Here is a 24,359-nt window from a genome sequence, read left to right on the forward strand (position 1 = left end):
AGGTGCCGCCGCTCGTTCGAGGTGTGGCCGCCCTAGAAGGTCGCCATACCCCGCCGAAAGCTGCTGCGCCTCTCATGAATCCGACGATTTCCTTCCTGCGCAGGACCTTCACCACACTCAGCCTGCTGGCCGCGGCAGGCACGGGCCTGGCCTTCGCCGCGCTGATCCAGGGCGCCGCGAACGGCCCCCGCTGGCTGCTGCTGGCCGGTCTCCCCGCGTCGGCCCTGGCGCTGGCGGCGCTCGGCAAGGCGGCCGAGCCGTCGGAGTCGGGCACCGTGGTCCGCGGGCTGCGCTCCGGCGGACCGCGCGCCTTCGCGCCCGCCGTGGTCCACGGGGTCAAGGCCGTGAACAAGGCGAACGGCCGGCCTGCCACCGACGGGCAGGCGGTGAACTCCGTGTTCGCCTTCGACCTGACCGTAGTGCCCGAGGGGCTCCCCGCGTACCGGATCGAGATCCGTCACCCCCTCGACGTACAGGGACTGCTGCACCGGTCCAGGGCGGTCGTCGAGTACGACCCCGATCAGCCCTGGCGGGTCGTCATCCCCAACAACCCGCCCCGCGAATGGCTGGCCCGCGCGAACAGCCTCACACCGCCGGCCGCGGTGAAGAACCGCGTCGGTGGCTTTCCGGCCGGCTTTCGGACCCTGGTGATGGGCGTGGTGTTCGCGGCCGTACTGCTGGTGCTGGCGCGACTGGTCGGCTGAGAGCCTGGCCCGGTTCAGCCGCCGCGCGGATACTGCTTGAGCACCTTGCCGTTGATGTCGGCTCGCAGATAGGCGCCGCCGTACTCGTCCAGGACGTAGACGCTGATGGTCGGCCGGTAGTCGTCGAACGGGGAGGCCGGATCGATGTCTACGTAGTGGCCGGTGGGCTTGGTGACGCCGAGCTCCTTGTCCGCCCGGCGCATCAGCGCCGGGAGTGCGTCCCAGTCGAACTTTTCGAGGTCCACCGCCTTGGCACCCGGCATGAGGGTGCCGTCGGCGCGTTCGCGGGTGGCCTTGCCGTCCCGGTACGCGTAGACGTCGTACAAGCTCTTGTTGTTCGTCACCGGGGCCTCGATGCGCGCATGTTCCTCGTACAGCGAGAACGAGGTGACGCGTGTGCCGCCCATCACCGGTTCGAGCGCGGCGATGACGGACCGCGCCCCGGCAGGCGTCAGCAGGTCCTTCGTCTTCGCCGCATTCGCCTTCTGAGCCTCCTTGGACTTGGTGGCCGACGGGCTGCTGGAGGAGTGCTCCGAAACGGACCGCGTGTTGCCGGAAGCCTTCGAGTCCGGGGTGGGCAGCAGCGACCACACGAGGACACCGGTCAGGGCGGTCCCCGCGAGAGCCGTCGAGATCGCGAAGGCGCGGCTGCGCCGCACCCGGCGGCGGGCCTCGTGCGCGCCCAGCGTCACGGGCTGCGGACGGTCGGGTGTGGCGACGGGGCGACGGACGGGGGCGGTGGGCAGGACCGTGGTCGGGCCGACCGGCTCGCGGCCGGGCGGTACCTCGTCCCGCGACACGGCCGGCTCGGGGCGCTGCGGCACCGCATCCTGCGGAGCCCCGGCGGTCTGCGGCGCCCTGACCGGCTCACTCACCGACGCCAGCATCCGGTCCAGTTCCTCGGCCCCGGGCCTCGCGGCCGTGTCCCGGGTCAACAGCGCGGTCAGCACGGGAGTCAGCGGACCGGCCTGTCGGGGCGGCGGGATCTCCTCGTCGAGCACGGCCGCCAGCGTCGCCAGCGTGGTGGCCTTGCGCAGCGGATGCCGGCCCTCCACGGCGACGTACAGCATCATGCCGAGCGACCACAGGTCCGACGACGGATCGCCCTCCTCGCCGCGAATCCGCTCGGGCGCCATGTAGTCGGGGGAGCCGATGATGGAACCGGTCGCTGTCAGACTGGTGGACTCACGGATCGCGGCGATGCCGAAGTCCGTGAGCACCGGGCTGCCATCGGCCCGCAACAGTACGTTGGCGGGCTTGACGTCGCGGTGGTGGATACCGGCGGCATGGGCGGCGCGGAGCGCGGACAGCACGCCGCGGCCGATCCCGGCGGCCTCGACGGGGGTGAGGGTTCCCTCGGCGAGACGTTCCGCGAGCGAGGCGCCGGGCACCAGCTCCATCACGATCCACGGGTACGCGTGGTTGCCGCCGTCCACGATGTGGTGGACCGTGACGACGCCCGGGTGGTCGAGCCGGGCCAGCGCACGGGCCTCGTGCAGCACCCGCGCCCGCAGCAGCCGGGCCGCCTGCGGGTCGTTCTCGGCGAGCGCGGGGTCCGGGGGGCGTACTTCCTTGAGCGCCACATCGCGGTGCAGGGCCAGGTCATGGGCCCTCCACACCATGCCCATGCCGCCACTGCCGAGCCTGTTCAGCAGCTCGAAACGGTCGTCGATCACACGGTGTACAGGTCCCCCAGCTTTCATGGAAAAGAGGGTACGGGGCGGGCTCGCAGCGGCCCGCACCCACCCTGTACGCCTCATACGTCGTCGGTCGGTGTGAGCCGCAGCGCCACGATCTGGAACGGCCGCAGCCGCAGCCGTACCACCTCGGCCGACTCGTTGGCGAGCGGGCGATTCAGCAGGTCCGTGACGCTCGCGCCGGCCGGAGCGCACCCCGCTCTCAGACCAGCCGAGGCACGGCCCCGGCTGGAAAACGCTTACCGCACCTCAGGTTCCTGCGCCGGATGAACGTCAACAAGAAGAAAACGGGCCGGTGTTCTTCCGATGTGCATGAGTGCCATCTACTGGTGCCGGATTAGTACCGTCCATTACAGCTGCGGCTGGAAGGCGACTCACGGAGCTCGGCTTCGTCGTTCGAGCTCGGGGCCACGTCCTACGAGGCGTGGGGAACAAGACGAACAAACACCCGTACTGAAGCGGCTCGGAACGAGAACCCGGTCAATGCCTTGCGGATGTCGAGGTATCGAGGACCGGGCGGCCGACGGCTTGCCACTCACTCATGGAAGAGCGGCAAGACGTCGGCCGTTTGTGTGAGGCAGGCACTACTTCGGCGGGCGGATGTTCTCGCTGCCGATGTTGCCCTGCTGGTCGCTCTGCTCCTGCAGCTTCCGGGCCTTCTCCTGGAGCCGCTGGCGCTGCTCAGGGTCGGTGGTGCGCTCAGCGGCCTCGGTCATCTGCCGGGCCTTTTCGCGCAGTTGCTGCGTACGGTCACCGGATTCACGTGCAGCGCTCATCATCGCTCCTTGTGCGGTTGGGAAGAGCGGGCTCCATCAGAGAACCAGCGTCGCCGGTTCACCGCACCTCGAATCGTCACTCAGCGTTACGCCATGCCGTGGGGGCCTTGCGGCGCTGGCATTATCAAGGGCATGGACGAAAGCATCATTGCCGCGTGTGACGGGGCATCGAAGGGCAATCCGGGGCCTGCGGCCTGGGCGTGGGTCGTGGCCGATGCGCAGGGGCGACCGGAGCGCTGGGAAGCGGGACCGCTGGGGACCGCCACCAACAATGTCGCCGAACTCACGGCGCTGCAGGAGCTGTTGGAGTCCACGGATGTGTCCGTGGCGATCGAAGTACGGATGGATTCGCAGTACGCGATGAACGCGGTGACCAAGTGGCTGCCGGGATGGAAGCGCAACGGCTGGAAGACCTCGGCCGGAAAGCCGGTGGCCAACCGTGACCTGGTGACCCGCATCGACGCCCTGCTGACCGGCCGGACCGTGTACTTCGTCCATGTGCCCGCCCACCAGGTGGACGGAGATCCGCTCAACGCCCTCGCCGATCAGGCGGCCAGCGAGGCCGCGGTGGCACAGCGGCCGGCCGGTACCGCGCATGGCTCGCAGCTGCCGACGCCCGTTCCGGCCCGGGCGACCGAGGGGCGGAGCAAGGGGGCTCCGGCGAAAAAGGCAGGAGGCGCGGCACGCTCCGGTGGAACCATCCGGGCCAAGTTCGCGGGCCGCTGCCACTGCGGAAAGCCTTATGCGGTAAAGGAGATGATCGCCAAGAGCCCGAACGGCTGGGGCCATCCGGAGTGTCGCACCGCGCCCGCCTGAGGCGCGGCCCGTCGGGCCTGCGCACCGCGTGCGGGCCCGCCGGGGCATGGACCGCCGGCCGGAGCGGGCGAGTGGCCGCGCGAAATGGGGTCCGCGTGCCATGATGCGGCTCCGACGGCGGCGTCCGAGGTGCTCTGCCGATGCCGCCGGCAACGGCGACACGCTGGGGGGCGTATGGGAAGCACAGTCACGGTTCTGCGCGAGTTGCGCGGTGCGCAGAAGACGGCCAAGGGGGTGTCGTTGTACTCGCGGTACGTGAACCGCCCGGCCGGACGGGTGCTCGCGGCAGGCGCATACCGTATCGGGCTGACGCCCAATCAAGTCACGTTGATCAGCGCGGCATTCACCTTCGCCGCCATCGCCTCGGTGGCTCTCGTCCGGCCGTCCTGGGGGCTCGCGGTCGCGGTGTATGCGGGGCTCGTCATCGGCTTTGCCTTCGATTCGGCCGATGGGCAGCTGGCCAGGCTGACCGGCAGGGGAGGTCCGGACGGCGAGTGGCTGGACCATGTCGTGGACTGCGCCAAGATGATCCTCGTACACACCGCCGTGCTGATCTCGTTCCAGCGGTTCTTCGATCTGCCGGCCGAGGGCTGGCTGCTCCTGCCGCTGGGCTTCCTGTTCACCGCCGTGCTGATCTTCTGCGCCGGGCTGCTGCGCGAACAGCTGGGCAAGGCGGCAGCCCGGCCCACGGCGGGCAGCGGTGCCGCGGTACCGGTGTCCCGGGTGCGGGCTGTGGCACTGCTGCCCGCCGACTACGGGGTGTTCTGCCTGGTGTTTTTGCTGCTCGGCGACCGGACCGCGTTCCGCATCGGCTATGCGGTGCTCGCCGCCGTGCACGCACTGTTCCTGGTGGCGTTCCTCGCCAAGTGGTTCAGGGAGCTGAAAGCGCTCCGGACTGCGGACTGACGAGCGTGTCCAGCGCCCGGCGCAGCTGGGTGCTGGACGTGTGCACGGTGTACGGGAAGTAGACCACCTCGACGCCGACCTCGGCGAAGTCGCGCTCCAGCCGCTTGCCCTTCTCCGTGTCCCGCCAGTCGTCCCCCTTGAAAATGACGTCGAACCTGACCTGCTGCCAGGTCTTGACCTTGTCCGGCACGGTCTCGACGAACGCAGCGTCCACATAGCGGACGCTGCGTACGATCTCCAGCCGTTCCGGCAGCGGAATCACCGGCTTGTGGCCCTTGGCGAGTGCGGCCATCTCGTCCGAGACGACGCCCGCGACGAGGTAGTCGCACTGGCTGCGGGCATGCCGCAGGATGTTGAGGTGCCCTATGTGGAACAGGTCGTAGACCCCCGGCGCGTAGCCGACCCTGTGCACCATCCGTTCTCTCCCCCCACGGTGAACGTGATGTCCGTGTCCAGCAGCAGTTGTCCGGACATGGCATCCGGTGCTGCGGGATATCGGTATCGGTGTTGATGGTGCAACGACCTTACTGTGAAGACCACTTGCGCATCTCGTGAACGGATAAGCTCACTTTTGGGGCTGTTCCTTGAGGGGAACACAGAATGTTCCGGGGGGAAGGCGAGCGTCCGTGTCCGATGCCGATCGTCACAAGCCGTTCGAAGACCGCACTCTGCTGGTCGTGTCGACCAACTACGCACCGGAGCTGACGGGCATCGGCCCGTACGCCGCGCAGCTCGCCGAGCACTGGGCCGCGTCCGGGGCCGAGACCCATGTACTGACCGGCATGCCGCACTACCCGTCCTGGCGTACCGAAGCGGAGTACCGGGGCGTGTGGAGGGTCGCCGAGAAGCGGGCCGGGGTCACCGTCCACCGACGAAGACACTATGTGCCGCCCCGTCAGACTGCCCTGCGCAGAGCGATGTTCGAGGCCACCGTGCTCGGGCACGGCCTGCTTTCACCGCCCGTTTCGCGTCCGCCGGACGCGGTGGTCTCCCAGCTGCCCAGCCTCGCGGGCGGTGTCATCGGAGCCCGGCTGGCCGGCCGCCACCGAGTCCCGCACATACCGGTCGTGCAGGATCTGATGGGTGCCGCCGCCGCGCAGAGCGGTATCCGGGGCGGGGACCGGGCGGCAGCCGTCGCCGCGGCGGCCGAACGTTACGCGCTGCGCGGCGCCGCCCTCGTCGGAGTCATCCACGAGAGCTTCGTCCCGCGCGTCACCGCGTACGGCGTGGACCCGGGGCGCATCCGTGTCGTTCCCAACTGGTCGCATGTGCAGGCACCTTCGGCCGACCGTGCCGCAACCCGGGCGAGACTCGGCTGGAGTGAGGGCACTCCCGTGGTCCTGCACTCCGGGAACATGGGGCTCAAGCAGGGCCTGGAGGTCCTGGTCGACGCGGCCCGGCTGGCGCCGGAGATACGCATCGTGCTGATGGGAGACGGGAATCAGCGAGAGGCGCTGCTGGGGCGTGCGACGGGGCTGCGCAATCTCGACTTCCTGCCACCGGCCGGCGCGAACGAGTTCACGGACATTCTCGCGGCCGCCGATGTGCTCGCGGTGACCCAGCGGGCATCCGTACTCGACATGAGCGTCCCGTCCAAGCTCACCTCGTACTTCGTCTCGGGCCGCCCCGTTGTCGCCTCGGTCGCCGACGGGGGAGGCACCGCCCAGGAGGTCCACCGGTCCGGCGCCGGGCTCCTCGTCGCACCGGAGGATCCCGCCGCGCTGCTCTCGGCCGTACGCAAGCTCGTCGAAGCGCCGGCCGAGGCGGACCGGCTCGGCGCCAACGGACCGCAGTACGTCGCACGTCACCTGAGCCGAGAGGCGGGCCTGGCCCGCTTCGACGCACTGCTCACCGAGGTCCTCGCGGACGCACAAGGGAGACCACGCCGATGACCCAGCCGATCCGCGCCCTGGAGGACCAGGACGAACCCGCGCTGCTGAGGGACCAGTTCCGTCAGCTTCTGCGCTACCGAGCACTGCTCGCCTGCGGCGTGGCCCTCGGACTGCTCGGCGGCGGCTGGCTCGCCCTGAGCGGCGAGGAGAGCTACACATCGACGGGCGAGGTGGTCGTACGCTCCGCCGCCTCGGACCCCTTCGCCGCGGGCGCCTCCGCCGACAAGGGCATCAACATCGGCTCCGAGCGGCAGACCGCCGTCAGCGACACCGTGGGCACCCTGGCCGTCGGCACCCTGGCCAGGCACGGCGACCGGGTGGAGGTCGGGACCCTGCTGTCCGGTCTCCAGGTCACGAACCCGCCGAACACCCTCGTGCTCCGCTTCTCCTACACCGGCCGCACCCCCGGCCTGGCGAAGGCGCGGGCCGAGGCGCTCGCCGACGCCTATCTGGAGATCCGCAGGCAGCGCACCGAGGACAGCATCGCCAACATGGTCGACGGCTACCGCGCCCAGCTCAAGCCCCTCACCGAACAGCGCGATCAACTGGCGGAGCAGGCCGGGGCGAGTAACGACGTCACCAGCGCACGGGCCAACATCGTGGTCTCGATCTCCGAACTGAGCAGAAAAATCTCGGAGTTGCGCGCCCTGGACACCACTCCCGGCTATCTGACGAAGAAGCCTGTCGCGCCCACGGACCCCACCGGTGCGGGGCTGCCCCTGCTGCTGGGACTCGGCGGTGTCGTCGGGCTCGCGCTCGGACTGCTCCTGTCCTGGGTACGCCTGGTCTTCGACCCGGCCGTACGCTCAACCCGGGAACTGGTCCGTTCGCTCGGCGCCCCGCTGCTCGGCACCCTGCCCAGGGAACGGGCATCCGCGGGTGCGCTGCTCGCCATCGGGCGGAGCGGGAGCCGGCTCGCCGAGGAGTACCGGGCGGTCGCCTTCCGGCTCGCCTACGACCCGTCGTTCGCGCAGCGCCGCAGACTCCTGGTCACGGCGCCGCGCGGGGACAGCGACGCGGCGGCCGCCGCCGCGGTCAACCTGGCCGCCGCCTTCGCCGAGATGGGGCGTGACGTACTCCTGGTCGAGGCCGATCTGCGTACCCCCTCGCTGGCCAGGGACCTCGGCCCGGCCGTGCTGGGCGCCGGGCCCCGCTGGGCCTCACAGGGCGAACGGGCCTGGCCGTCGGACAGCCGGATGAATGTGGACGTACCAGGGTCGGGTGCCTTCACCCTGATAGCGGGCCGGCGCACGGACAACGTCCCGCGCGCGCTGACCTCCGCGCCCGTCGGACGGATCGTCGCCGAGGGCGACCGGCCGGGCGCCGTCGTCATCGTGCTGGCCCCGCCTGTGCTCTCGTACGCCGACGCCGTCGCACTGATCGACCGCGTGGAGGGTGTCGTGGTGGTGTGCGACCCGCGCGAGGTGCACCGCAGCGACCTGGAGCGGATCCGCGAGATCGTCGGGGCGGCCGGAGGCTCCGTGCTCGGCGCCCTGCTGCACCCCGGCCGGAGCCGCTACGAGCGCCGGGCCCGCAAGAAGGCCGCCAGGCGCCGCACGGGCGGCGGCCGGTCCCGCTCCGCATCGGGCCGGGACGACGGCGGCGGCCGGGAGCACACCGGCGACCCGGCCGAGACGCTCGGCCTGCGCACCTTCGACTCCACCGCGGGACACAGATGAAGGCACGTACCGCGATCGTCTGCTCGGTCGCGGACCAGGGCGTGGCGGCGCTCACCAACATCCTGGTGCTGGTGGCCGCCGCCCGGCTCTCCACCGTGGCCGACTTCGCCCGCTTCTCGGCGGTCTACCTCGTCTTCACCGTGCTTTTGGGGGTATCCGGCGCCTACACCGGGCAGCCGCTCGTGCTGCGGCGCGGCGAGAGCGACGAGGTACGCGGCGCGTGCCGGTCGGCGGTCACCTTCACCCTGCTCGCCGCGGCCACGCTCGGCGCCCTGCTCGCCACCGTCTGCCTGACGCTGCCGGGGGCCACCGCACGCGCCCTGCTGATGCTGGGACTCGTCCTGCCGGTGGTCCTGGGGCAGGACACCATGCGTTACGCCTTCTCCACCCTGCACCTGCCGCACCTGGCATTGGCGGGCGACGTGCTCAGACTGGTCGGTGTGCTGGGCGCGTTGGCCGTGCAACCTTACGGTGCCCCGGCCGCCCGGCTCGTCACCGTCTGGGGGCTGTCCGCGCTGCCCGCCCTTCTCCTGTCGGCCGCCCTGCTGCACCGCAGGGTGACCGGTACGCCGCTGCGGCTCAAGGTCCTGCTGCGCAGAGGGCATCTGGGACGGCGCTTCGCGGTGGAGTTCGGGGTGGGCAACGCCACCAGCCAGCTCTCCGTGCTCGGACTCGGCATGGTCGGCAACCCGCTTGTGGTGGGCGCCCTGCGCGGCGCGACCACCCTCTTCGGGCCGCTGAACGTGCTGTTCACCTCGGCCACCGGCTTTGGACCCCCACTGCTCGGACGGCTCGCCTCCGAACGGCGCAGGGTACGCGCCACAGCGACGCTCGCCGCCGTCCTGGCCGCCACAGCCGCCGCCTGGGCCACCGCACTCGCCCTGCTGCCCGACGGAATCGGCCGTCGGCTGCTCGGCGACACCTGGCCCACAGCCGCTGCCCTGCTCCCGGCGACGGGCAGCCAGTACGCGGCGATGGCCGTCGGCACCTGCGGGCTGCTGGCGCTCCGGATGCTCGACCCCCGTACCACCCTCTCCATCCAGGTGGTCTTCTCGCTCGCCGCCGTCGCCTTCCTCACCGGCGGCTATGCGCTCGGCGGGGTGCCGGGCGCGGCCTGGGGCCTGTGCCTGGGGTCCGTCTGCAAGGCAGTGGCCACGTGGACCCGGGTGGCCCAGCTCGAACGCCGTACCGCGGTGGACCAGGAACCCGTCAGTGCGAGCGCTGTCCGCTCCGGCTCCTGAAGCTTGTGACCAGCAGCAGACAGAGCGCCGCGATCGCCAGTTTTCCGATGGACTGCAGCAGCGGTCCGCGCAACAGAATGAAGGTGTACCCGGCGATCAGCGGCGCGGCGATGGCCAGAACACTGCCGGGGCCCGGGCCGTCCCGGGAGACCGCCCGCGCGTAGCGGCGGTCGGTGCGTGCGGCGACGTACCCGATCAGTGCGAGACCGCCGACCATGCCAGGAGCACCGAAGTCGACCCAGAGTTCGGTCCACAGCGGCGCGGACAGGTTGGTCATGTTCATCCCCATCCACTGGCCGACGCGCACGCCTGTGTCCTCCGGCTTGCCGCTCCACACCGACCGGGGCACGAAGAAGAGGGCGGAGCCCGCAAGTTGACGCCCATAGGTGTGGCCGCGGGCGTCGACCCAGGTAATGGTGTTGGCGAACATCACCGTCTGGTCGTAGTCCTTGGTGGCCAGCGGCTCGAACACCGACGACGAATCCACCGGCCGGTACCCGGCGCTGTCGTAGCGGAACCGGTCCGCGTACGGGAACAGCACCAGCGCCCCGACCACCCCCATGGCCAGCACCGACCGGTACATTGCCGCGCTGCTCGGGAACGCGGTGAACAGCAGCGAGACCAGTACGGTCAGGAACCAGTAACGGGCATTGGATATCGGGTTGTTGACGACGGTGTTGAGGATCAGCAGGGCACACCAGACCAGAACGGTCGACGGTGAACGCCGGGCCCTGCGCGAGGTCACCAGCCGACGGGTGCAGAAGAGCAGCCCCAGCAGCGCGGGTACCGTACCGAAGCCCTTGAGGAAGGCCGATCCCACGTTGGACTGGCTCGACGCCACCCCGCTGACCGCGACCGAGGCGCTGATCTCCTGGCGGCTGGTGAAGAAGATCGCGGGCCCGCCGAGCTTCAGGATGTAGTAGCCGCTCGCCGCGAAGGCCAGCACCACCAGCAGCCTGAGCCGCACCCGGTGCGCGGTGGCCGGACCGCTGCCGGAGCGTGCGGTGGCTCGGCGGCGCAGCGGACGCCGGGACGCCAGCAGTGCCCCGAGGTCGAACGCGGCACATCCCACCAGGATCAGCGCGATGGCCGTCATCAGATCCGACCTCGGCCCGACCATGGGGGTGGGGGTCTGCCCGATGACCGCCTGCGCGAACGGCGCCACCCCCATCGCGATGTACACGAACATCCAGAACACGCCCTGCAGCAGACGCCGCCGGGTGGACAGAACCATCGTGGCGAGCCGGGCCCCGGCATAACAGGTCAGCACGAGCTGCAGCCAGTACGCGGTGTCCCGGACGCCCGTGCCCGGCTGCGCGGCGATCACCGCAGGCAGAAAGCAGACCAGGCCGAGGATGAGAGGCACGGCCAGGGCCCGCGACAGCATTGCCCACGACATGGGCTTCGCCGGCGGCTGGACCGGGTCATGCGGGCCGTGCTCCGGTACGGGTGCGAACGGCGCCGCCTCGTGCACGGACGTCATCTGCCCCCCGTTTTGTGGACCTGTGAACACTCTAACGAATCAACCTACTTGAGGGGTTTGGACGACTAGTCTGTAAAAGGTCGGCCGAGGTCGAGGAGGCCCCTGGTGAAGATTCTGCACGTCGTCACACTGCACACCCCGGACCATGCGTTCGGCGGCCCGACAAGGGTGGCGCTCAACCTGTCGAAGGTCCAGCGGGCCGGGGGCGACGACGCCCGGATCATGGCACTGGGCGACGGCTTCGAAGGCCGACTGCCGCGCGAGGTCGAGGGAGTACCGGTCCATCTCTTTCAGGCCCGCCATCTGCTCCCCATGTTCGAAGTCAGCGGAATCACCTCCGGTGCGCTCCTGCTCGCCGCCCGTCGCATGATGCGCGGCGCCGATCTCGTCCATGTCCATCTGATGCGCGACCTGGTGACGCTGCCCGCCGCGCTGCTCGCCCTGGCCACCCGCACACCCCTGGTCGTCCAGACCCACGGCATGGTGGACCCGACCGAGAAGCGGGTCGCTCAGCTGACCGATCTGCTGGGGGTACGCAAGGTGCTGCGCGACGCCGACGCCGTGCTGCACCTGACCGAGATGGAACGCCTCGATGTGAACGCCGTTGCCGCACCGGTGCCGTTGACCCGCACCGTACGGCTGGTCAACGGCGTACGTCCGCAGGAACACAAGCCCGCCCGCGAGCCGGGGCGGCCGCCGAGGGTCCTCTTCCTGGCCCGGATCCAGGAGCGCAAGCGCCCGGAGGACTTCGTCGCCGCGATGCCTACGGTCCTGGCCGAGCATCCGGACGCTCGGTTCGTGCTGGCCGGCCCCGACACCGGAGCGCTGCCCGCAACTCTCGAACTCGCCCGCAGACTGGGGGTGATGGACTCCCTTGACCATGTGGGACCGCTCGGCCACGAAGAGGTCCTGGCGGCGGGGCGGCAGGCCGATGTGTACGTACTGCCCTCGATCGAGGAACCCCTGGGCGTATCCGTCCTCGAAGCGATGTCGGTCGGCACCCCCGTGGTCATCACCCGTACCTGTGGCCTCGGCCCCGATGTCGCACGGGCCGGGGCGGGCCGGGTGATCGAAAGCCGGGTCGGCGAGGACGGCAGGAACGCACTCAAGGTCGCCGGGGCGATTCTGGAACTTCTTGAACCCGAGGCCAACGCCCGTTCCGGGAAGGCTGCTTGGGACCTGGTCAATGAGCACTTCACCATCGAGGCCGTGACCCGGACCCTCCGGCGGACCTACGAGGACGTGGTCCGCCGGAAGGGCCGCTGATTCAAACGGTCTTCCCCTCACGGGACTTGAGCGCGATCTGCCAGCGGTAGAAACTCATCGCCAGTGCGAAGTCGAAGCCCGCCCGCCCGTCGAGGAAACCCCGCCGGTACACATACATGTACGCGAACGACACCAGGGGCTTGAAGGGCGCCTTGTGGAACAGCTGTCCCTGGCGCGACTTCACCCTCCGCACCTGCTCCTTGACCTCGGGGTGGTGCTCCAGCCACGCCTCCCAGTCCGAGTACCGGTTGTGCCGCTCGAACCAGGCGGTGACCGGGTCGAGGTCCTGGTGCTCGATCGGATTGCGGAGCGAGCCGGCCGACTCGGCGACCGGCTGGTAGTGGCCCTCGACCTCGCCGATGCCCGGCGCTTCGAGATCCCCGACCTCCGGGTACCGGCAGCGGGTGCGGTCGGTGAGTGACCGCTTGCGGATGGTGTAGCCGTGCCGCAGCCGCTTCCCGGAGAACCAGTAACCCAGCGGTATGTCGTACGCCGCGGGCTTCGGCGCGCCGGGATCGGCGAAGATCTGCCGCAGTTCGGCCAGCAGTCCGGGGCTGAGGCGCTCGTCCCCGTCGAGCAGCAGAATCCAGTCCAGGTCCGTGCGGACATGGTCCAGGCACCACTGCTTCTTCCGCGGATGACCACCGTCCCAGGTGTATGTGATCACCTCGGCCCCGCACTCCTCGGCGATCTTCGCCGTGTCGTCCGTACTGTGCGAGTCGACGACGACGACCGCCTCGAAGTGGCCGAGCACCGATTTCACCGCCTCGGCGATGTTCAGCCCCTCGTTCTTCGTGGGGATCGCCACGGCTATCGGCAGCTTGCTCATCCATGGCCTCCTTCGGGCAGCCAGGCGTAGCAGCCTGTGGAGGTGAAGGCGCGGGCCGCCTTCGGGACGGTGATCTCGGCCCGCTTCCCGGAGCCGGAGGAGCCCGACGCCAGATTCTTGCCGTTCGCCCCGGTGATCTGCCAGGTGCAGTTCTCGGTGGGAGTGACGTCGTGGTAGCGGCCCGGCCGGATCTGTTCGTCCTGGTACGCGCCGTCCGCGTACCCCCGCGAGGCCTCCTGCACCAGCTCGCTGTGCTGGGTGCAGAGGTGCTCGACTGCCGGTTTCGCATCGGCGATCTCGCCCGTCACGATCGCGCCGACCGCCGTGTCCCGGTCGACCTTGACGAGGTACGTCAGCCTGTCGCAGGTCTCCTGACCGGTCTGGAGCACGGCCGCCGGGTCCATGCCCTTGGGCACACGGTCGACCAGATACTCCTTCTGCTTCTTGTTGAAGGAGCCGGTCGCCGGGGTGAGTTCATCGGTGGGTAGTTTCGGTGGTTCGCTCGTCCGCGGAGCCGAAGGACCACTGGACGCGGTGGCGCCGGGACCTGCCGAGGGGGCCGTGACAGGGGCCCGGGTGGCGGATGGCCCGTCGCCGCTCGCCGCCTCGTGTCCGTCAAAGGACGAGCCGCAGGCGGCCAGCGCCGCCGTCAGTACGACGACGGCGGCGCCGGCCGGGAACGGATACCTCATCCACCTGTCCTCAGGGCGTAGTGGGCACTGACCTGCGAACTGCTCAGCGCGGTCGGGTAGACGGCGGTCTCGTCGAGCTGCCCGGCGAAGAAATTGCTCGTCGGCCGGCTCGGCCAGTTGTTCAGATTGTCGCCGCCCACTCGCCAGTAGCCGTTGTAACTCTCGTTGCCGGTGTACAGAACGCTCGAGGCGCGGAGCTGCCCGTCGACGTACAGCGCCATGCCGCCGGTACCCTGCGTGGCGACGACATGGTGCCAGGCCCCGTTGTTGTAGGCGGCGGGTGTGGTGATGGTCCTGGTACCGCCGCTGTAGACCCCGAAGACCAACTTCCCGTCATCGCCCATGTACACATGCTTGTCGTACTTGGTGCTGTTCTGCATGGTCACATTGCCGAAGCCGATGATCTTCCCTCCCTTGGTGGTCGTCGTCTTGATCCAAGTCTCCACCGAGAACCTGGTGGGCTGCGCATGACGCTTGTTGCTGTACGCGTACTGGTTCGATCCGTTGAAGCCGATCGCGGTCGAGTCACCCGCCACGGCGGCCGGAGTCCGGCGGTAGGCGGGGGAGTTGCGCAGGAATCCGTTGTCCAGCCCGCTGCCGGTGTCTCCGGCGAAGGTCGAGGTGCCTTCGTCGTACCGCCAGTACAGCGAAGCACCGTCCGCCAGCACCCTGGCGGGGTACTTCTCGGCCGCTGATGCCACGGTGGCGGACAGGGCGGCCGACTTGGCGCTGGTGTTGGTGCCGTCGCTCGCACTGATCCGGTACGAGTGGGTCTCGCCTGCGGCCACGTCCGTATCGGTCCATCTCAGCTGCGGCCGGTCCCAGAACAGCGAGTACCCCGTCGTGGTGTACACCGGGGTGCTCGCACCGTCCTTGTAGATCCGGTAGGTGAGTTCCCCGTCGTCGGTGTCGAAGCTCGTCTGCCAGTTGACCTCCACCTTGCCCGGGGCAACGGTGGACAGGCTGACGTTCGGCACCCACGGCGCCCCGGTGTCGGGGCCGTCGGCGAACCGGGTCAGGCCCTGCTGTGCGGAGCCGTTGACGGTGGTGAACTCGCCGCCCACCCACAGATAGTGATGGCCGCCCTTGTCGGTCTGCGCCATCACCCGCGGTCCGACCGGCTCCCCGATGCCGTCGTTGGTGTCCGGGAACCAGGGGAGCAGCTTCGGGTCGTCGACGGACTGGGCCAGCAGATGCTTGCGCGGCTGGTCGGGGAACTCACCCATGCTGGCGCAGTCGTGTGCGTGACTCCCGCTGTACAGAACGCCGTTGTGTACCAGGACGGCCTGGGTGGCGCCCAGGCAGGTGTCCCGCCAGCGCTGCTCGAAATTGCTGAGGTTCAGCGCGATCCGGCCGTCGAAGACACCCCCTCCGGTGCCCTCGTTGGCGGTGTAGAAGCCGGTGGCGTCCGTGGTCAGGTCCTGCACCGTGGAGGTGTTCGGAATGAAGCCGGCCGGGTAGCTCTTGGCGACGGCCCCGGTGGTGGCGTCCACGACGGCCAGTGCGTGCGAGGTGGTGCCGTTGACGGTGAAGAAGTCACCGCCGATCAGTACGTGTTTCCGGTCGGGCGTCAGCTCCACGGCCCGGCCCACCTCGTCGGTGTTGGCCTTCCACGCCTTGAGGGCGGCGCCCGTGGTGACCGCGGCGAACTTGTTCCGGGTCTGCCCCGCCACTGTGTTGAAGTCACCGCCCAGATAGACGGTGTCGGCCGTGACGGCCAGCGCCCGTACTGTCGCGGAGACGGAGACCTTGAAGTCCTGGCGCGGGGTGCAGGTCGCGGTGTCGATCGCGGCGATATTGCTCACCCCGACCCCGCTCACCGCCCCGAACTGCCCGCCGACGTACAGGGTCTTCTGGTCGGGGGAGAGCGCGAGGGCTCGTACGGTCGCCGTCCCCGACGAGAGCGTGAACGACAGGCTGCAGCCGGTCGGTGCACCGGTCGCCGCGTCGAACGCGGCGAAGTTCACCGCGGGCTGTTCCGAGGTTCCGGCGGCTGCTTTTGGCGGCCGGACGGTGGAGAAGGTGCCACCGGTGTACACGACACCGGCGTTCGACGCGGCCATCGACCAGACGATGCCGTTGGTCTGCCAGGTGGTGAGGTCGTCCGCGGTCAGGGAGACCGGCGATGTGAGGGCCGCGGCCGGGGAGCCCCCGGACGCGGCGGCGGTCAGGGCTCCGGCTAGCAGGCAGAGCGCGGCGGCCGCGGCACGCGCCCTGCCGCGTCCGATGGGTCTGCGCCCCGTACTTCCATTCATCATTCAGCTCCGAAGGTGAGAACGAGCTGCGGCCGAAAGGCCGCGGTTCCTGCCTCGTCCGAACGGCGGCGGAAACTGTCCTTCCCGCTGCCGGCAAGGGCGAGTGAGTGGTCCGGGCCCTGGGCCCGGACCGGTGCGGACGCGCTCGGGTCCACCGGGCAGCCGGTGGAGACCGAGGTCGTGCCCGTTTTGCTCCCCGGCACGGTCGTGGGGTGCGACGGCCGGGTGTTGTGGGTGATTGCCGAACAGGTCCACACACCGGTGACCGGCAAGGCGGTGTGGCTGTCGGATGTGCCAGGGTTTCTCATCGGTCCACCCGCACGGCCGCTCCGGCGAGTTGGTCGGACAGCTGACGCATGTCCGCCTCGACCATGATCCTGGCGAGCTCCTGCGATTTCACGGCCGGTTTCCAGCCGAGCAGTTCCTCGGCCTTGGCGGCATCACCGATCAGCGCGTCGACCTCGCTGGGGCGCTCGTACTTGGCGTCGTAGCGGACGTGCTCCCGCCAGTCCAGGCCGGCGTGCGCGAAGGCGTGCTCCAGGAACTGCCGGACGCTGACACCCTCGCCGGTGGCCACCACGTAGTCGTCCGGATTGTCGCACTGCAGCATCCGCCACATCGCGTCGACGTACTCGGGGGCGTAGCCCCAGTCGCGCACGGCATCGAGATTGCCCAGGTGGAGGTGGGTCTGCAGACCCGCCTTGATCCTGGCCACCCCACGAGTGATCTTCCGGGTCACGAACGTCTCGCCGCGGCGCGGGGACTCGTGATTGAAGAGAATTCCATTGACTGCGAACATCCCGTACGCCTCACGGTAGTTGACGGTCGCCCAGTACGAATAGACCTTGGCGACGCTGTACGGGCTCCGCGGATGGAACGGTGTCTTCTCGTTCTGCGGCGGCGGGGTGGCGCCGAACATCTCCGACGAGGACGCCTGATAGATACGGGTGTCGATACCGCTCGCGCGGACGGCTTCCAGCAGCCGGATGGTGCCGAGACCAGTGACGTCGCCGGTGTACAGCGGAGCGTCGAACGAGACGCGGACGTGCGACTGCGCACCCAGGTTGTAGACCTCGTCCGGCCGGATGTCGCGCAGCAGATTCACCAGCGCGACCCCGTCGGCGAGGTCGGCGTGATGCAGGACGAACGAACGGTTCTCTTCCTCCGGTCCCTGGTAGATGTGGTCGATCCGCTCGGTGTTGAAGCTCGACGAGCGGCGTATCAGTCCATGGACCGTGTACCCCTTGTCGAGCAGCAGCTCGGACAGGTACGAACCGTCCTGTCCGGTCACGCCGGTGATGAGCGCGGTCTTCGCCACGGCTCCCCCTCTGTGTTCGCCTGAAAGGCTGTTGGTTCTCACCGAAATATCGGAATTGAGTGATCTGCGGCAAAACGTCACCGCGGCCTGCGGCTGCTGGCACAATCCGAGCCATGACGACTGATCTCCCCGGCCCTCCCCAGGAATCCGTCCGCCCCCTCCTACGACCCGGCGCCCGCATATTCGTCGCGGGCCACCGCGGTCTGGTCGGCTCGGCGGTGCTTCGGTGCCTCACCGCCGCCGGACACGAGGTGATCACCCGCGATCGCGACCGCCTCGATCTGCGCGACGCCGCGCGGACCGAGACATTTCTCAGTGAGGTCCGTCCGGACGCCGTGGTGCTGGCCGCCGCCAAGGTCGGCGGAATCATGGCCAACAACACGTATCCGGTGCAGTTCCTCGAGGACAATCTGCGCATCCAGCTGAGCGTCGTCGCCGGAGCACATGCCGCCGGGGTCGAGCGGCTGCTCTTCCTCGGTTCGTCCTGCATCTACCCCAAGCGAGCCCCGCAGCCGATCTCCGAAAGCTCCCTGCTCACAGGCCCGTTGGAACCGACCAACGAGGCATACGCACTGGCCAAGATCGCCGGCATCGTGCAGACCCAGTCCTACCGTCGGCAGTACGGCGCCTCGTACATCAGCGCCATGCCCACCAACCTCTACGGCCCGGGCGACAACTTCGACCTGGAGACCTCGCACGTACTGCCCGCGCTGCTCCGCCGTTTCCACGAGGCGCGACGGGACGGCTCGCCCGCGGTCACGCTCTGGGGCTCCGGCAGCCCGCGTCGCGAATTCCTGCATGTCGACGATCTGGCCGCCGCGTGCCTCTTGCTGCTGGAGCGCTACGACGGTGACGAGCCCGTCAACGTCGGCTGCGGTGAGGATCTGACCATCCGCGAACTCGCCGAGATCATACGGAATGTGACGGGGTATCAAGGCCTTGTCGAATGGGACACGTCGAAGCCCGACGGCACCCCGCGCAAGCTGCTCGACGTCTCCCGGCTCACCTCCCTCGGCTTCGCACCGCAGATTCCGCTGCCCGACGGGATCGCCCGTACCTACGCATGGTGGCTGGAGCGGCAGACCGCACAGGTCTGAGCGGACCCGACGGGCCGACCGGCACGGGCCGGCCGCCGCAACGCGACGGCCGCCCGTCCCTCCGGCCCCGCACGACCGGTGGTTTCGCACTCCTCGCATCGACGGCCGTCGCACTCAGTACGCCCCCCGGCCGTCGGTGACGGCGCGCAGTGTACGGGCCATGAGTCCCATGTCCGTGGCCACCGACCAGTTGTCGACGTACCACAGGTCCAGCGAGACGGTCTCCTGCCAGGACAGGTCCGAGCGCCCGCTGACCTGCCACAGGCCGGTCAGCCCCGGCCTCACCGCGAGCCTCCGCAGCTCGCGCTCGTCGTAGCGGGACACCTCGTCCGGCAGCGGAGGCCGTGGACCGACCAGCGACATGTCGCCCCGGAGCACATTGAGCAGTTGTGGCAGCTCGTCGAGAGACGTCCGGCGCAGCAGACGGCCGATCCCGGTCACCCGGGGGTCGCGGCGCATCTTGAACATCGGGCCGTCGTTCTCGTTCGCCGTGACCAGCTGCGCCTTGTGGCTCTCCGCGTCCACCACCATCGTCCGGAACTTCCACATGGTGAACGGCCGGTTGTGCTGCCCGTGGCGGATCTGGCGGTGGAAGACCGGCCCGTTCGAGCCGAGCCGCACCGCCGCCCCGATCAGGAGCAGCAGCGGTGCCAGAACCAGCAGCCCAAGTGCGGCCCCGGTGCGGTCCACCACGGCCTTCAGGGCCATCTGCGGGCCCCGGCGCAGCGGCGGCGCGATGTGCAGCAGGGTCAGCCCGGCCGCAGCGGACGGCTGTACTCGGCCGGCTGCGATGCCCGAGAGCTCCGACAGCACGGACAGCGGAAGGCCGCCGTCGTGCAGCCCCCAGGAGAGCCGGCGCAGCCGCTCCTCGGAGAGCTGCGGCCCGGGCACCACCAGAGCCAGGTCCGCGTCATGGGCGAAGGCTCCGCCCAGCACGGTCGAAGCGTCGTCGTCGGCCGGTGCCGGTGCGAGCCGGCCCGGCACCTGGACCTCGCACTCCAGCGGCGTGGTCCCCACCGGTATGGCGGCCACGACCGAGTATGGATGGTCCGCACGGGAACCGAGCAGGCGCACCGTGCGTTCCACCCCCGGAGCCTCACCGACCACCAGTACCCGCCGGACCGCCCGCTGCTGCCGCCCCGGCCAGGGCACCCGCCGCACCCCCCACATCGCCACGCCCACGAGCAGACCGGGCAGCAGTGCCACGACCGCCGTCGCAGGATCGGCCGAATCGCCGGTCATGGTCCGCAGCACGACGAGTACGCCGATGAGCAGCAGCCAGTCGCCGGTCGTGCTCAGTACCCCCGGCGGATCGCCCGGAGGCCGGTCCGCGTACCTGCCGCGCGCGGCCCGCACACCGGACCACGCAAGCGCGGCCACTGCCGCGGCGACCGCGGCCCGTGACTGCCCGCCGGTCTGTAGGACGAGCCATGCCGGAATCCCCAGGCCGAGAAGCTCGGCCCCGATGACGACCGGCAGAAGCCGGCCCGTCCTTCTCTTCGTCGCGGCCGGTCCTGAACGTTCGCGCTGTACGGTCGGTGTCTTCCACAGATCATCAAGTACCTTGCTGCGAGGCCGATTTGAAGCAGTTCGTGGACGAGGTGCCCCCGCCAGTCCCACAGGTCCTGATCTGTTCGAATCGGGTAGCTCGACATGCCCCATGAACCCCCCAGTCACAGTTGCATCGCCACAAACGGGACGCATCCGCCGATCCCGTGGACTGACGGATGCGCCCTCGCTCGGTGCACGATATCCACACACGTGCCATTTCGCTGGAGTTCCAGTGAAGTTCAGACATGCGCACTGACTTGGAACTCATCCCGTTCCGTGCTGGATCTCTTGGTCTGTGCGTGACTGTTCGCATTTGGAAGGTGCCGGAATCGGATGGTGTGCGGACATGTACGTCACCAGTTGCATGATCTCGCCAAAAGGGTCTGTTCCGGGAGGACGCACCGTCGAGATCGCGACACCCGGCCATGGGTGAAAGCGGGGACGTGCGGTGACTTCCGCGGAGAAGAACTGGGCCGAAAACATCACGTTCGGGGCGCAGCGGCTGAGCGTGCCCCGCTCCGAGGCCGAGCCGTGGGAGACGGTGTCCACCTCGGGGGAGCGAGGGCAGAGGCTGTTGAGGTCGTCCTCGGACCGGGGCGGCCGGGCGGCCGCCGCTCTTCCCGGCGCCGGATGCTCCACCACATCGGCCATCCCGACGAGCCGGAACGCGCGAACGGGCCCGGTCGGGTGGATCCTGGTCTCAGGATCGCGTCGTGGCGGCGGACCGAGGCCGGGCGCGGTCGCAGGAGGTGCGCGATGACTCGCACGCTGGAGTGGCAGGTCCGCGTCGGTCTGTCCGAGGAGGACGGTACGACCAGGGCCGAGGCGGTGCTGGACACCGGCTCCGAAAAGCTCATCGGGCACGGGGTCGCCCGCTGCAACCCGCAGGACGTGGACATCCCCGTCATCGGTGACGAACTGGCGGCGAGCCGCGCCATGAAGGACGTCGCTGCGCAGTTGATGAAGGCCGCCGACCAGGAACTGGAAACGGTCGGAGCCGGCCCCGCGAGCGGGCCCGTCGCGCCGCCGTACGCATGGTCCGACACCACGGCCTGAGCCCTGGGGGACGGCACCTTCGCGGACACGGCCCGGGGGAGACGGCTGATGCGTGAGATCCTTCCGGCGCTCAGCCGCTGGTACGCCGCAGGGGAGCCGTTCGGGCTCGCCACCGTCGTCGCGGTCAGCCGCAGCGCGCCGCGCGGCCCCGGCGCGGCGATGGCCGTGGGCCCGGGCGACGAGGTCGTGGGCAGCGTCTCCGGCGGCTGCGTCGAGGGCGCGGCCTTCGAACTGGCCAAGGAGGTCGTGGAAACGGGCCGGGCCCAGCTCCAGAACTTCGGCTACAGCGACGAGGACGCCTTCGCTGTCGGCCTCACCTGCGGCGGCGAGATCACACTCCTCGTACGCCCCGTGACAGCCGGGTACGACACCAGCTTCGGCGAGGTCGCTGCGTCCGTCGCCGGGCACCGACCGGTCGTGGTCGCCACCGTGACCGACGGACCCGCCCCGCGCGGCGCCGCCCTCGCCGTCTGGCCGGACACCGTATCCGGATCGCTGGGGGCGATCGGCCTCGACGCCGCCGTCACCGACGACGCACGAGGAGAACTCGCCCAGGGCGCAACCGGCTTGCGGCACTACGGCCCCAACGGCGAGCGGCGTGAGGACGACGTCACGGTGTTCCTCCAGTCGTTCGCGCCGCCGCCCCGGATGCTGGTCTTCGGCGCGATCGACTTCGCCGCGGCGGTGGCGAGGATCGGTGCGTTCCTCGGCTACCGGGTCACCGTCTGCGACGCCCGTCCCGCCTTCGCGGACCCCCGCCGGTTCCCGGAGGGCGCGGAGGTGGTCGTCGACTGGCCGCACCGGTATCTGCGCAGCACGGAGATCGACGGGCGGACCGTGATGTGCGTACTCACCCACGACCCGAAGTTCGACGTGCCGCTGCTGGAGGTGGCCTTGCGTACCCCGGCCGCCTACATCGGCGTGATGGGCAGCCGCCGGACCCACGAGGACCGCATGGCCCGGCTCCGCGAGGCCGGGTTCGGCGAAGTGGAACTGGCGCGACTGCGCTCGCCCATCGGCCTCGACCTCGGCGCGCGCACCCCCGAGGAAGTGGCCGTGTCGATCGCGGCGGAGATCGTCGCACTGCGCTGGGGCGGCACCGGCAGCCCGCTCGCGGACACGGCCGGGGCGATCCACCCGCCACGGCTGAAATCCGTATGACTCCGTGATCCATGCCCGCCGTTGCCGTTGCCGCTTCGGCGACCCGGCCCGTGACCGCAGAGATCCGCGGGCACACCCTCGGCGTCCTCGACCTTCCCGGCTCCGTGGCCACGGCACCGGAAGCGTTGCGCGACGACGGGCGGGCAGGGCCTTTTCGGGCCGCTGCCCGCCCGTCGTGGGTGACGGTCTCAGGCGGCCCCGCCGAAGTGCCGCTCCACGATCGTCGCGGCATCGGTGCCACGCGGCAGAATGCCGTACTGGTGGCCACGGGCCTCGCCGAGCCTGGCGGCGACGAACGCCTCGGCGCTCGCCGTGGGAGCGTGACGGAGCATCAGCGAGGACTGGAGGGCCAGCGCCATGCCCTCGACCGTCGCCCGGGCGCGGGTCTGCGCGGCGAGTGGGTCGCCCAGGTCCTCGGCCAGATCCTGTCGCACCCGGCGGATGTGCGCGTCCAGTACGGAACTGGCACCGGCGGTGGTCTCCAGCTCGGCCCAGAAGGCGTCCAGTGACTGCGGGGTCCTGGCGATGCCCCGCAGCACATCGAGCGCGATGACGTTCCCGGAGCCCTCCCACACCGCCATCACCGGCTGCTCGCGGTAGCGCCGGGCCAGTGGCCAGTCCTCGGTGTAGCCGTTGCCGCCCAGGCATTCCAGCGCCTCGTAGGCGTGGTGCGGGCCGCGCTTGCAGATCCAGTACTTGGGCACCGCGGTGGCCAGCCGCCGGAACATCGCCTCGGACTCGCCGCTGCCGGCCTCGTACGCGTGGGCCAGACGCAGCGAGGTCCAGGTGGCGGCCTCCGTCTCCAGTGCCAGATCGGCGAGAACCGCCGTCATGGCCGGCTGGTCGACCAACCGGGCCCCGAAGGCGCTGCGGTGGTGCGCGTGCCAGATCGCCTCGGACACCGACTGGCGCATGCCGGCGGTGGTGCCGAGCACACAGTCGAGCCGGGTGTGGTTGACCATCTCGATGATGGTGGGGACGCCGCGGCCGGGCTCGCCGACCCGTACCGCCCAAGTGCCGTCGAACTCCACCTCGGAGGAGGCGTTCGACTTGTTGCCGAGCTTGTTCTTCAGTCGCTGGATACGGACGGTGTTACGGGTGCCGTCGGCCAGTACACGCGGTACGAGAAAGCAGGTGAGCCCGGCCTCGGCCTGGGCCAGGACCAGGAAGGCGTCCGACTGCGGGGCAGAGAAGAACCACTTGTGGCCGGTCAGCAGATGGGCCCGTCCCTCGGCGTCGGAGGCCAGCGGGACGGCCCGCGTGGTGTTGGCGCGTACGTCGGAGCCGCCCTGCTTCTCCGTCATCCCCATACCGAAGGTCAGCCCGGACTTGCTGCCCGGGGCGATCAGCCGGGGGTCGTACGAACGGCTGAGCAGGCCGGGCAGCCAGTCCCGTCCCACGTCCGGGTCGCGCTGCAGGACCGGGACCACGGCATGCGACATGGACATCGGGCAGGCGTGGCCGGGTTCGATCTGGGCGAACAGCATGAACGAAGCCGCTCGTGCCACCGCGGCTCCGGGCTTCGGGTCGGCCCAGCCCGCGGTGTGCGTGCCATGACTCACCGCCGCGCCGATGACCTCGTGGTACGCGGGGTGGAAGTCGATCTCGTCGACGCGGTTGCCGTAGCGGTCATGGGTGCGCAGTACGGGCAGGGACGTGTGGGCGAGCTCCGTACTGGTCTGGAACGGCTCCGAACCGATCAGGGCGCCGATGTCGTGCAGCTCCGGCTCGTGCCAGGCCGCGCCGAACGTCCGGACGGCCTGTGCGAGCGGCAGATTGGTGCCGTACTCGTCGAGGCCGGTCCGGGGCGGCGCCTGGTTGGTGACCTCATGGGTGGGGTGCGGCGCCGGGGCCTCGGGCCGAAGGCCGGTCCGGTGCGGGGTGACGGTCATCGCGTGTTCCTGTCCTGGTCGATGGGCGGGCGGCGGGGGAGTGGCTAC

General features: G+C 69.9%; 20 protein-coding genes. 10 read left to right on the forward strand and 10 right to left on the reverse strand.

Features of this window, described 5'->3' with window-relative positions:
* Nucleotides 1-74: 74 nt before the first annotated feature.
* The gene (locus tag ABTZ94_RS04000) at nt 75-704 is read left to right on the forward strand and encodes a hypothetical protein (RefSeq protein ID WP_351197221.1); all 630 of its coding nucleotides are present in this window, start codon (nt 75-77) and stop codon (nt 702-704) included.
* A 14-nt stretch (nt 705-718) separates the two neighbouring features.
* Here ABTZ94_RS04000 and ABTZ94_RS04005 read toward each other — a convergent pair whose 3' ends face one another.
* Nucleotides 719-2,407 carry a serine/threonine-protein kinase gene (locus tag ABTZ94_RS04005; RefSeq protein WP_351197223.1) on the reverse strand — a complete coding sequence of 563 codons (1,689 nt, stop codon included), beginning with the start codon at nt 2,405-2,407 and terminating at the stop codon, nt 719-721.
* A 578-nt stretch (nt 2,408-2,985) separates the two neighbouring features.
* Complete coding sequence (locus ABTZ94_RS04010) at nt 2,986-3,177, reverse strand: DUF6381 family protein (protein ID WP_351197225.1); 192 nt, start codon at nt 3,175-3,177, stop codon at nt 2,986-2,988.
* 132 nt (nt 3,178-3,309) lie between these two features.
* Between ABTZ94_RS04010 and ABTZ94_RS04015 the strand changes: the two genes are divergently transcribed.
* Nucleotides 3,310-3,993, forward strand: a complete 684-nt coding sequence (locus ABTZ94_RS04015) for a ribonuclease H family protein (RefSeq protein WP_351197227.1) — start codon at nt 3,310-3,312, stop codon at nt 3,991-3,993.
* A 174-nt stretch (nt 3,994-4,167) separates the two neighbouring features.
* Complete coding sequence (locus tag ABTZ94_RS04020; RefSeq protein ID WP_351197229.1) at nt 4,168-4,899, forward strand: CDP-alcohol phosphatidyltransferase family protein; 732 nt, start codon at nt 4,168-4,170, stop codon at nt 4,897-4,899.
* On the opposite strand, the gene ABTZ94_RS04025 is transcribed toward ABTZ94_RS04020, so the two are convergent.
* Nucleotides 4,865-5,314 carry an FAD synthase family protein gene (locus ABTZ94_RS04025; protein WP_351197231.1) on the reverse strand — a complete coding sequence of 150 codons (450 nt, stop codon included), beginning with the start codon at nt 5,312-5,314 and terminating at the stop codon, nt 4,865-4,867. The genes ABTZ94_RS04020 and ABTZ94_RS04025 overlap by 35 nt on opposite strands.
* Nucleotides 5,315-5,525: 211 nt before the next feature.
* Here ABTZ94_RS04025 and ABTZ94_RS04030 point away from each other — a divergent pair, with 211 nt between their 5' ends.
* From ABTZ94_RS04030 to ABTZ94_RS04040, 3 genes are read left to right on the forward strand one after another with little or no spacing between them, the layout of a single operon-like run.
* Nucleotides 5,526-6,791: a glycosyltransferase gene (locus ABTZ94_RS04030; RefSeq protein ID WP_351197233.1), complete on the forward strand. Its 1,266-nt coding sequence runs from the start codon at nt 5,526-5,528 to the stop codon at nt 6,789-6,791.
* A complete protein-coding gene (locus tag ABTZ94_RS04035) occupies nt 6,788-8,470 on the forward strand; it encodes a lipopolysaccharide biosynthesis protein (protein ID WP_351197235.1) in 1,683 nt (560 codons plus the stop codon). Before ABTZ94_RS04030 ends, ABTZ94_RS04035 begins: the two co-directional genes overlap by 4 nt.
* A complete protein-coding gene (locus tag ABTZ94_RS04040; RefSeq protein WP_351197237.1) occupies nt 8,467-9,711 on the forward strand; it encodes an MATE family efflux transporter in 1,245 nt (414 codons plus the stop codon). The genes ABTZ94_RS04035 and ABTZ94_RS04040 overlap by 4 nt, the downstream gene beginning before the upstream one ends.
* Here ABTZ94_RS04040 and ABTZ94_RS04045 read toward each other — a convergent pair.
* A complete protein-coding gene (locus tag ABTZ94_RS04045; protein WP_351197239.1) occupies nt 9,680-11,194 on the reverse strand; it encodes a hypothetical protein in 1,515 nt (504 codons plus the stop codon). The two genes, ABTZ94_RS04040 and ABTZ94_RS04045, sit on opposite strands and share 32 nt — an antisense overlap.
* Nucleotides 11,195-11,299: 105 nt before the next feature.
* On the opposite strand from ABTZ94_RS04045, the gene ABTZ94_RS04050 reads away from it, so the two are divergent.
* Complete coding sequence (locus ABTZ94_RS04050; RefSeq protein WP_351197241.1) at nt 11,300-12,460, forward strand: glycosyltransferase; 1,161 nt, start codon at nt 11,300-11,302, stop codon at nt 12,458-12,460.
* A gap of 1 nt (nt 12,461) precedes the next feature.
* On the opposite strand, the gene ABTZ94_RS04055 is transcribed toward ABTZ94_RS04050, so the two are convergent.
* From ABTZ94_RS04055 to gmd, 4 genes are all read right to left on the reverse strand, one after another.
* Complete coding sequence (locus tag ABTZ94_RS04055) at nt 12,462-13,289, reverse strand: glycosyltransferase family 2 protein (protein WP_351197243.1); 828 nt, start codon at nt 13,287-13,289, stop codon at nt 12,462-12,464.
* On the reverse strand, nt 13,286-13,981 hold the full coding sequence (locus tag ABTZ94_RS04060) for an Rv1352/Rv1906c domain-containing protein (protein ID WP_351197245.1): 696 nt from the start codon (nt 13,979-13,981) through the stop codon (nt 13,286-13,288). The genes ABTZ94_RS04055 and ABTZ94_RS04060 overlap by 4 nt, the downstream gene beginning before the upstream one ends.
* Entirely contained in the window at nt 13,978-16,239 is a 2,262-nt protein-coding gene (locus ABTZ94_RS04065; RefSeq protein ID WP_351197247.1) for a LamG-like jellyroll fold domain-containing protein, read from the reverse strand. Before ABTZ94_RS04065 ends, ABTZ94_RS04060 begins: the two co-directional genes overlap by 4 nt.
* A gap of 301 nt (nt 16,240-16,540) precedes the next feature.
* Complete coding sequence (gmd, locus tag ABTZ94_RS04070) at nt 16,541-17,554, reverse strand: GDP-mannose 4,6-dehydratase (protein ID WP_351197249.1); 1,014 nt, start codon at nt 17,552-17,554, stop codon at nt 16,541-16,543.
* 113 nt (nt 17,555-17,667) lie between these two features.
* Between gmd and ABTZ94_RS04075 the strand changes: the two genes are divergently transcribed.
* A complete protein-coding gene (locus tag ABTZ94_RS04075; RefSeq protein WP_351197251.1) occupies nt 17,668-18,651 on the forward strand; it encodes a GDP-L-fucose synthase family protein in 984 nt (327 codons plus the stop codon).
* A 114-nt stretch (nt 18,652-18,765) separates the two neighbouring features.
* Here ABTZ94_RS04075 and ABTZ94_RS04080 read toward each other — a convergent pair whose 3' ends face one another.
* The gene (locus tag ABTZ94_RS04080) at nt 18,766-20,313 is read right to left on the reverse strand and encodes a sugar transferase (RefSeq protein ID WP_502967169.1); all 1,548 of its coding nucleotides are present in this window, start codon (nt 20,311-20,313) and stop codon (nt 18,766-18,768) included.
* A gap of 645 nt (nt 20,314-20,958) precedes the next feature.
* On the opposite strand from ABTZ94_RS04080, the gene ABTZ94_RS04085 reads away from it, so the two are divergent.
* A complete protein-coding gene (locus tag ABTZ94_RS04085) occupies nt 20,959-21,258 on the forward strand; it encodes a DUF1876 domain-containing protein (RefSeq protein WP_351197255.1) in 300 nt (99 codons plus the stop codon).
* 48 nt (nt 21,259-21,306) lie between these two features.
* A complete protein-coding gene (locus tag ABTZ94_RS04090; protein ID WP_351197257.1) occupies nt 21,307-22,419 on the forward strand; it encodes an XdhC family protein in 1,113 nt (370 codons plus the stop codon).
* A gap of 188 nt (nt 22,420-22,607) precedes the next feature.
* On the opposite strand, the gene ABTZ94_RS04095 is transcribed toward ABTZ94_RS04090, so the two are convergent.
* Complete coding sequence (locus ABTZ94_RS04095) at nt 22,608-24,311, reverse strand: acyl-CoA dehydrogenase family protein (RefSeq protein WP_351197259.1); 1,704 nt, start codon at nt 24,309-24,311, stop codon at nt 22,608-22,610.
* Nucleotides 24,312-24,359: the final 48 nt, after the last annotated feature.

The sequence above is a fragment of the Streptomyces sp. NPDC002785 genome (assembly GCF_040295565.1).
Classification (GTDB): Bacteria; Actinomycetota; Actinomycetes; order Streptomycetales; family Streptomycetaceae; genus Streptomyces.

What these genes read in the sequence shown, in the direction of transcription:
- ABTZ94_RS04000 (WP_351197221.1), top strand. Translation starts at nt 75, where the DNA reads ATGAATCCGACGATTTCCTTCCTGCGCAGGACCTTCACCACACTCAGC.
- ABTZ94_RS04005 (WP_351197223.1), bottom strand. Translation starts at nt 2,407, where the DNA reads ATGAAAGCTGGGGGACCTGTACACCGTGTGATCGACGACCGTTTCGAG.
- ABTZ94_RS04010 (WP_351197225.1), bottom strand. Translation starts at nt 3,177, where the DNA reads ATGAGCGCTGCACGTGAATCCGGTGACCGTACGCAGCAACTGCGCGAA.
- ABTZ94_RS04015 (WP_351197227.1), top strand. Translation starts at nt 3,310, where the DNA reads ATGGACGAAAGCATCATTGCCGCGTGTGACGGGGCATCGAAGGGCAAT.
- ABTZ94_RS04020 (WP_351197229.1), top strand. Translation starts at nt 4,168, where the DNA reads ATGGGAAGCACAGTCACGGTTCTGCGCGAGTTGCGCGGTGCGCAGAAG.
- ABTZ94_RS04025 (WP_351197231.1), bottom strand. Translation starts at nt 5,314, where the DNA reads ATGGTGCACAGGGTCGGCTACGCGCCGGGGGTCTACGACCTGTTCCAC.
- ABTZ94_RS04035 (WP_351197235.1), top strand. Translation starts at nt 6,788, where the DNA reads ATGACCCAGCCGATCCGCGCCCTGGAGGACCAGGACGAACCCGCGCTG.
- ABTZ94_RS04040 (WP_351197237.1), top strand. Translation starts at nt 8,467, where the DNA reads ATGAAGGCACGTACCGCGATCGTCTGCTCGGTCGCGGACCAGGGCGTG.
- ABTZ94_RS04045 (WP_351197239.1), bottom strand. Translation starts at nt 11,194, where the DNA reads ATGACGTCCGTGCACGAGGCGGCGCCGTTCGCACCCGTACCGGAGCAC.
- ABTZ94_RS04055 (WP_351197243.1), bottom strand. Translation starts at nt 13,289, where the DNA reads ATGAGCAAGCTGCCGATAGCCGTGGCGATCCCCACGAAGAACGAGGGG.
- ABTZ94_RS04060 (WP_351197245.1), bottom strand. Translation starts at nt 13,981, where the DNA reads ATGAGGTATCCGTTCCCGGCCGGCGCCGCCGTCGTCGTACTGACGGCG.
- ABTZ94_RS04065 (WP_351197247.1), bottom strand. Translation starts at nt 16,239, where the DNA reads ATGATGAATGGAAGTACGGGGCGCAGACCCATCGGACGCGGCAGGGCG.
- ABTZ94_RS04075 (WP_351197251.1), top strand. Translation starts at nt 17,668, where the DNA reads ATGACGACTGATCTCCCCGGCCCTCCCCAGGAATCCGTCCGCCCCCTC.
- ABTZ94_RS04080 (WP_502967169.1), bottom strand. Translation starts at nt 20,313, where the DNA reads ATGGGGCATGTCGAGCTACCCGATTCGAACAGATCAGGACCTGTGGGA.
- ABTZ94_RS04085 (WP_351197255.1), top strand. Translation starts at nt 20,959, where the DNA reads ATGACTCGCACGCTGGAGTGGCAGGTCCGCGTCGGTCTGTCCGAGGAG.
- ABTZ94_RS04090 (WP_351197257.1), top strand. Translation starts at nt 21,307, where the DNA reads ATGCGTGAGATCCTTCCGGCGCTCAGCCGCTGGTACGCCGCAGGGGAG.
- ABTZ94_RS04095 (WP_351197259.1), bottom strand. Translation starts at nt 24,311, where the DNA reads ATGACCGTCACCCCGCACCGGACCGGCCTTCGGCCCGAGGCCCCGGCG.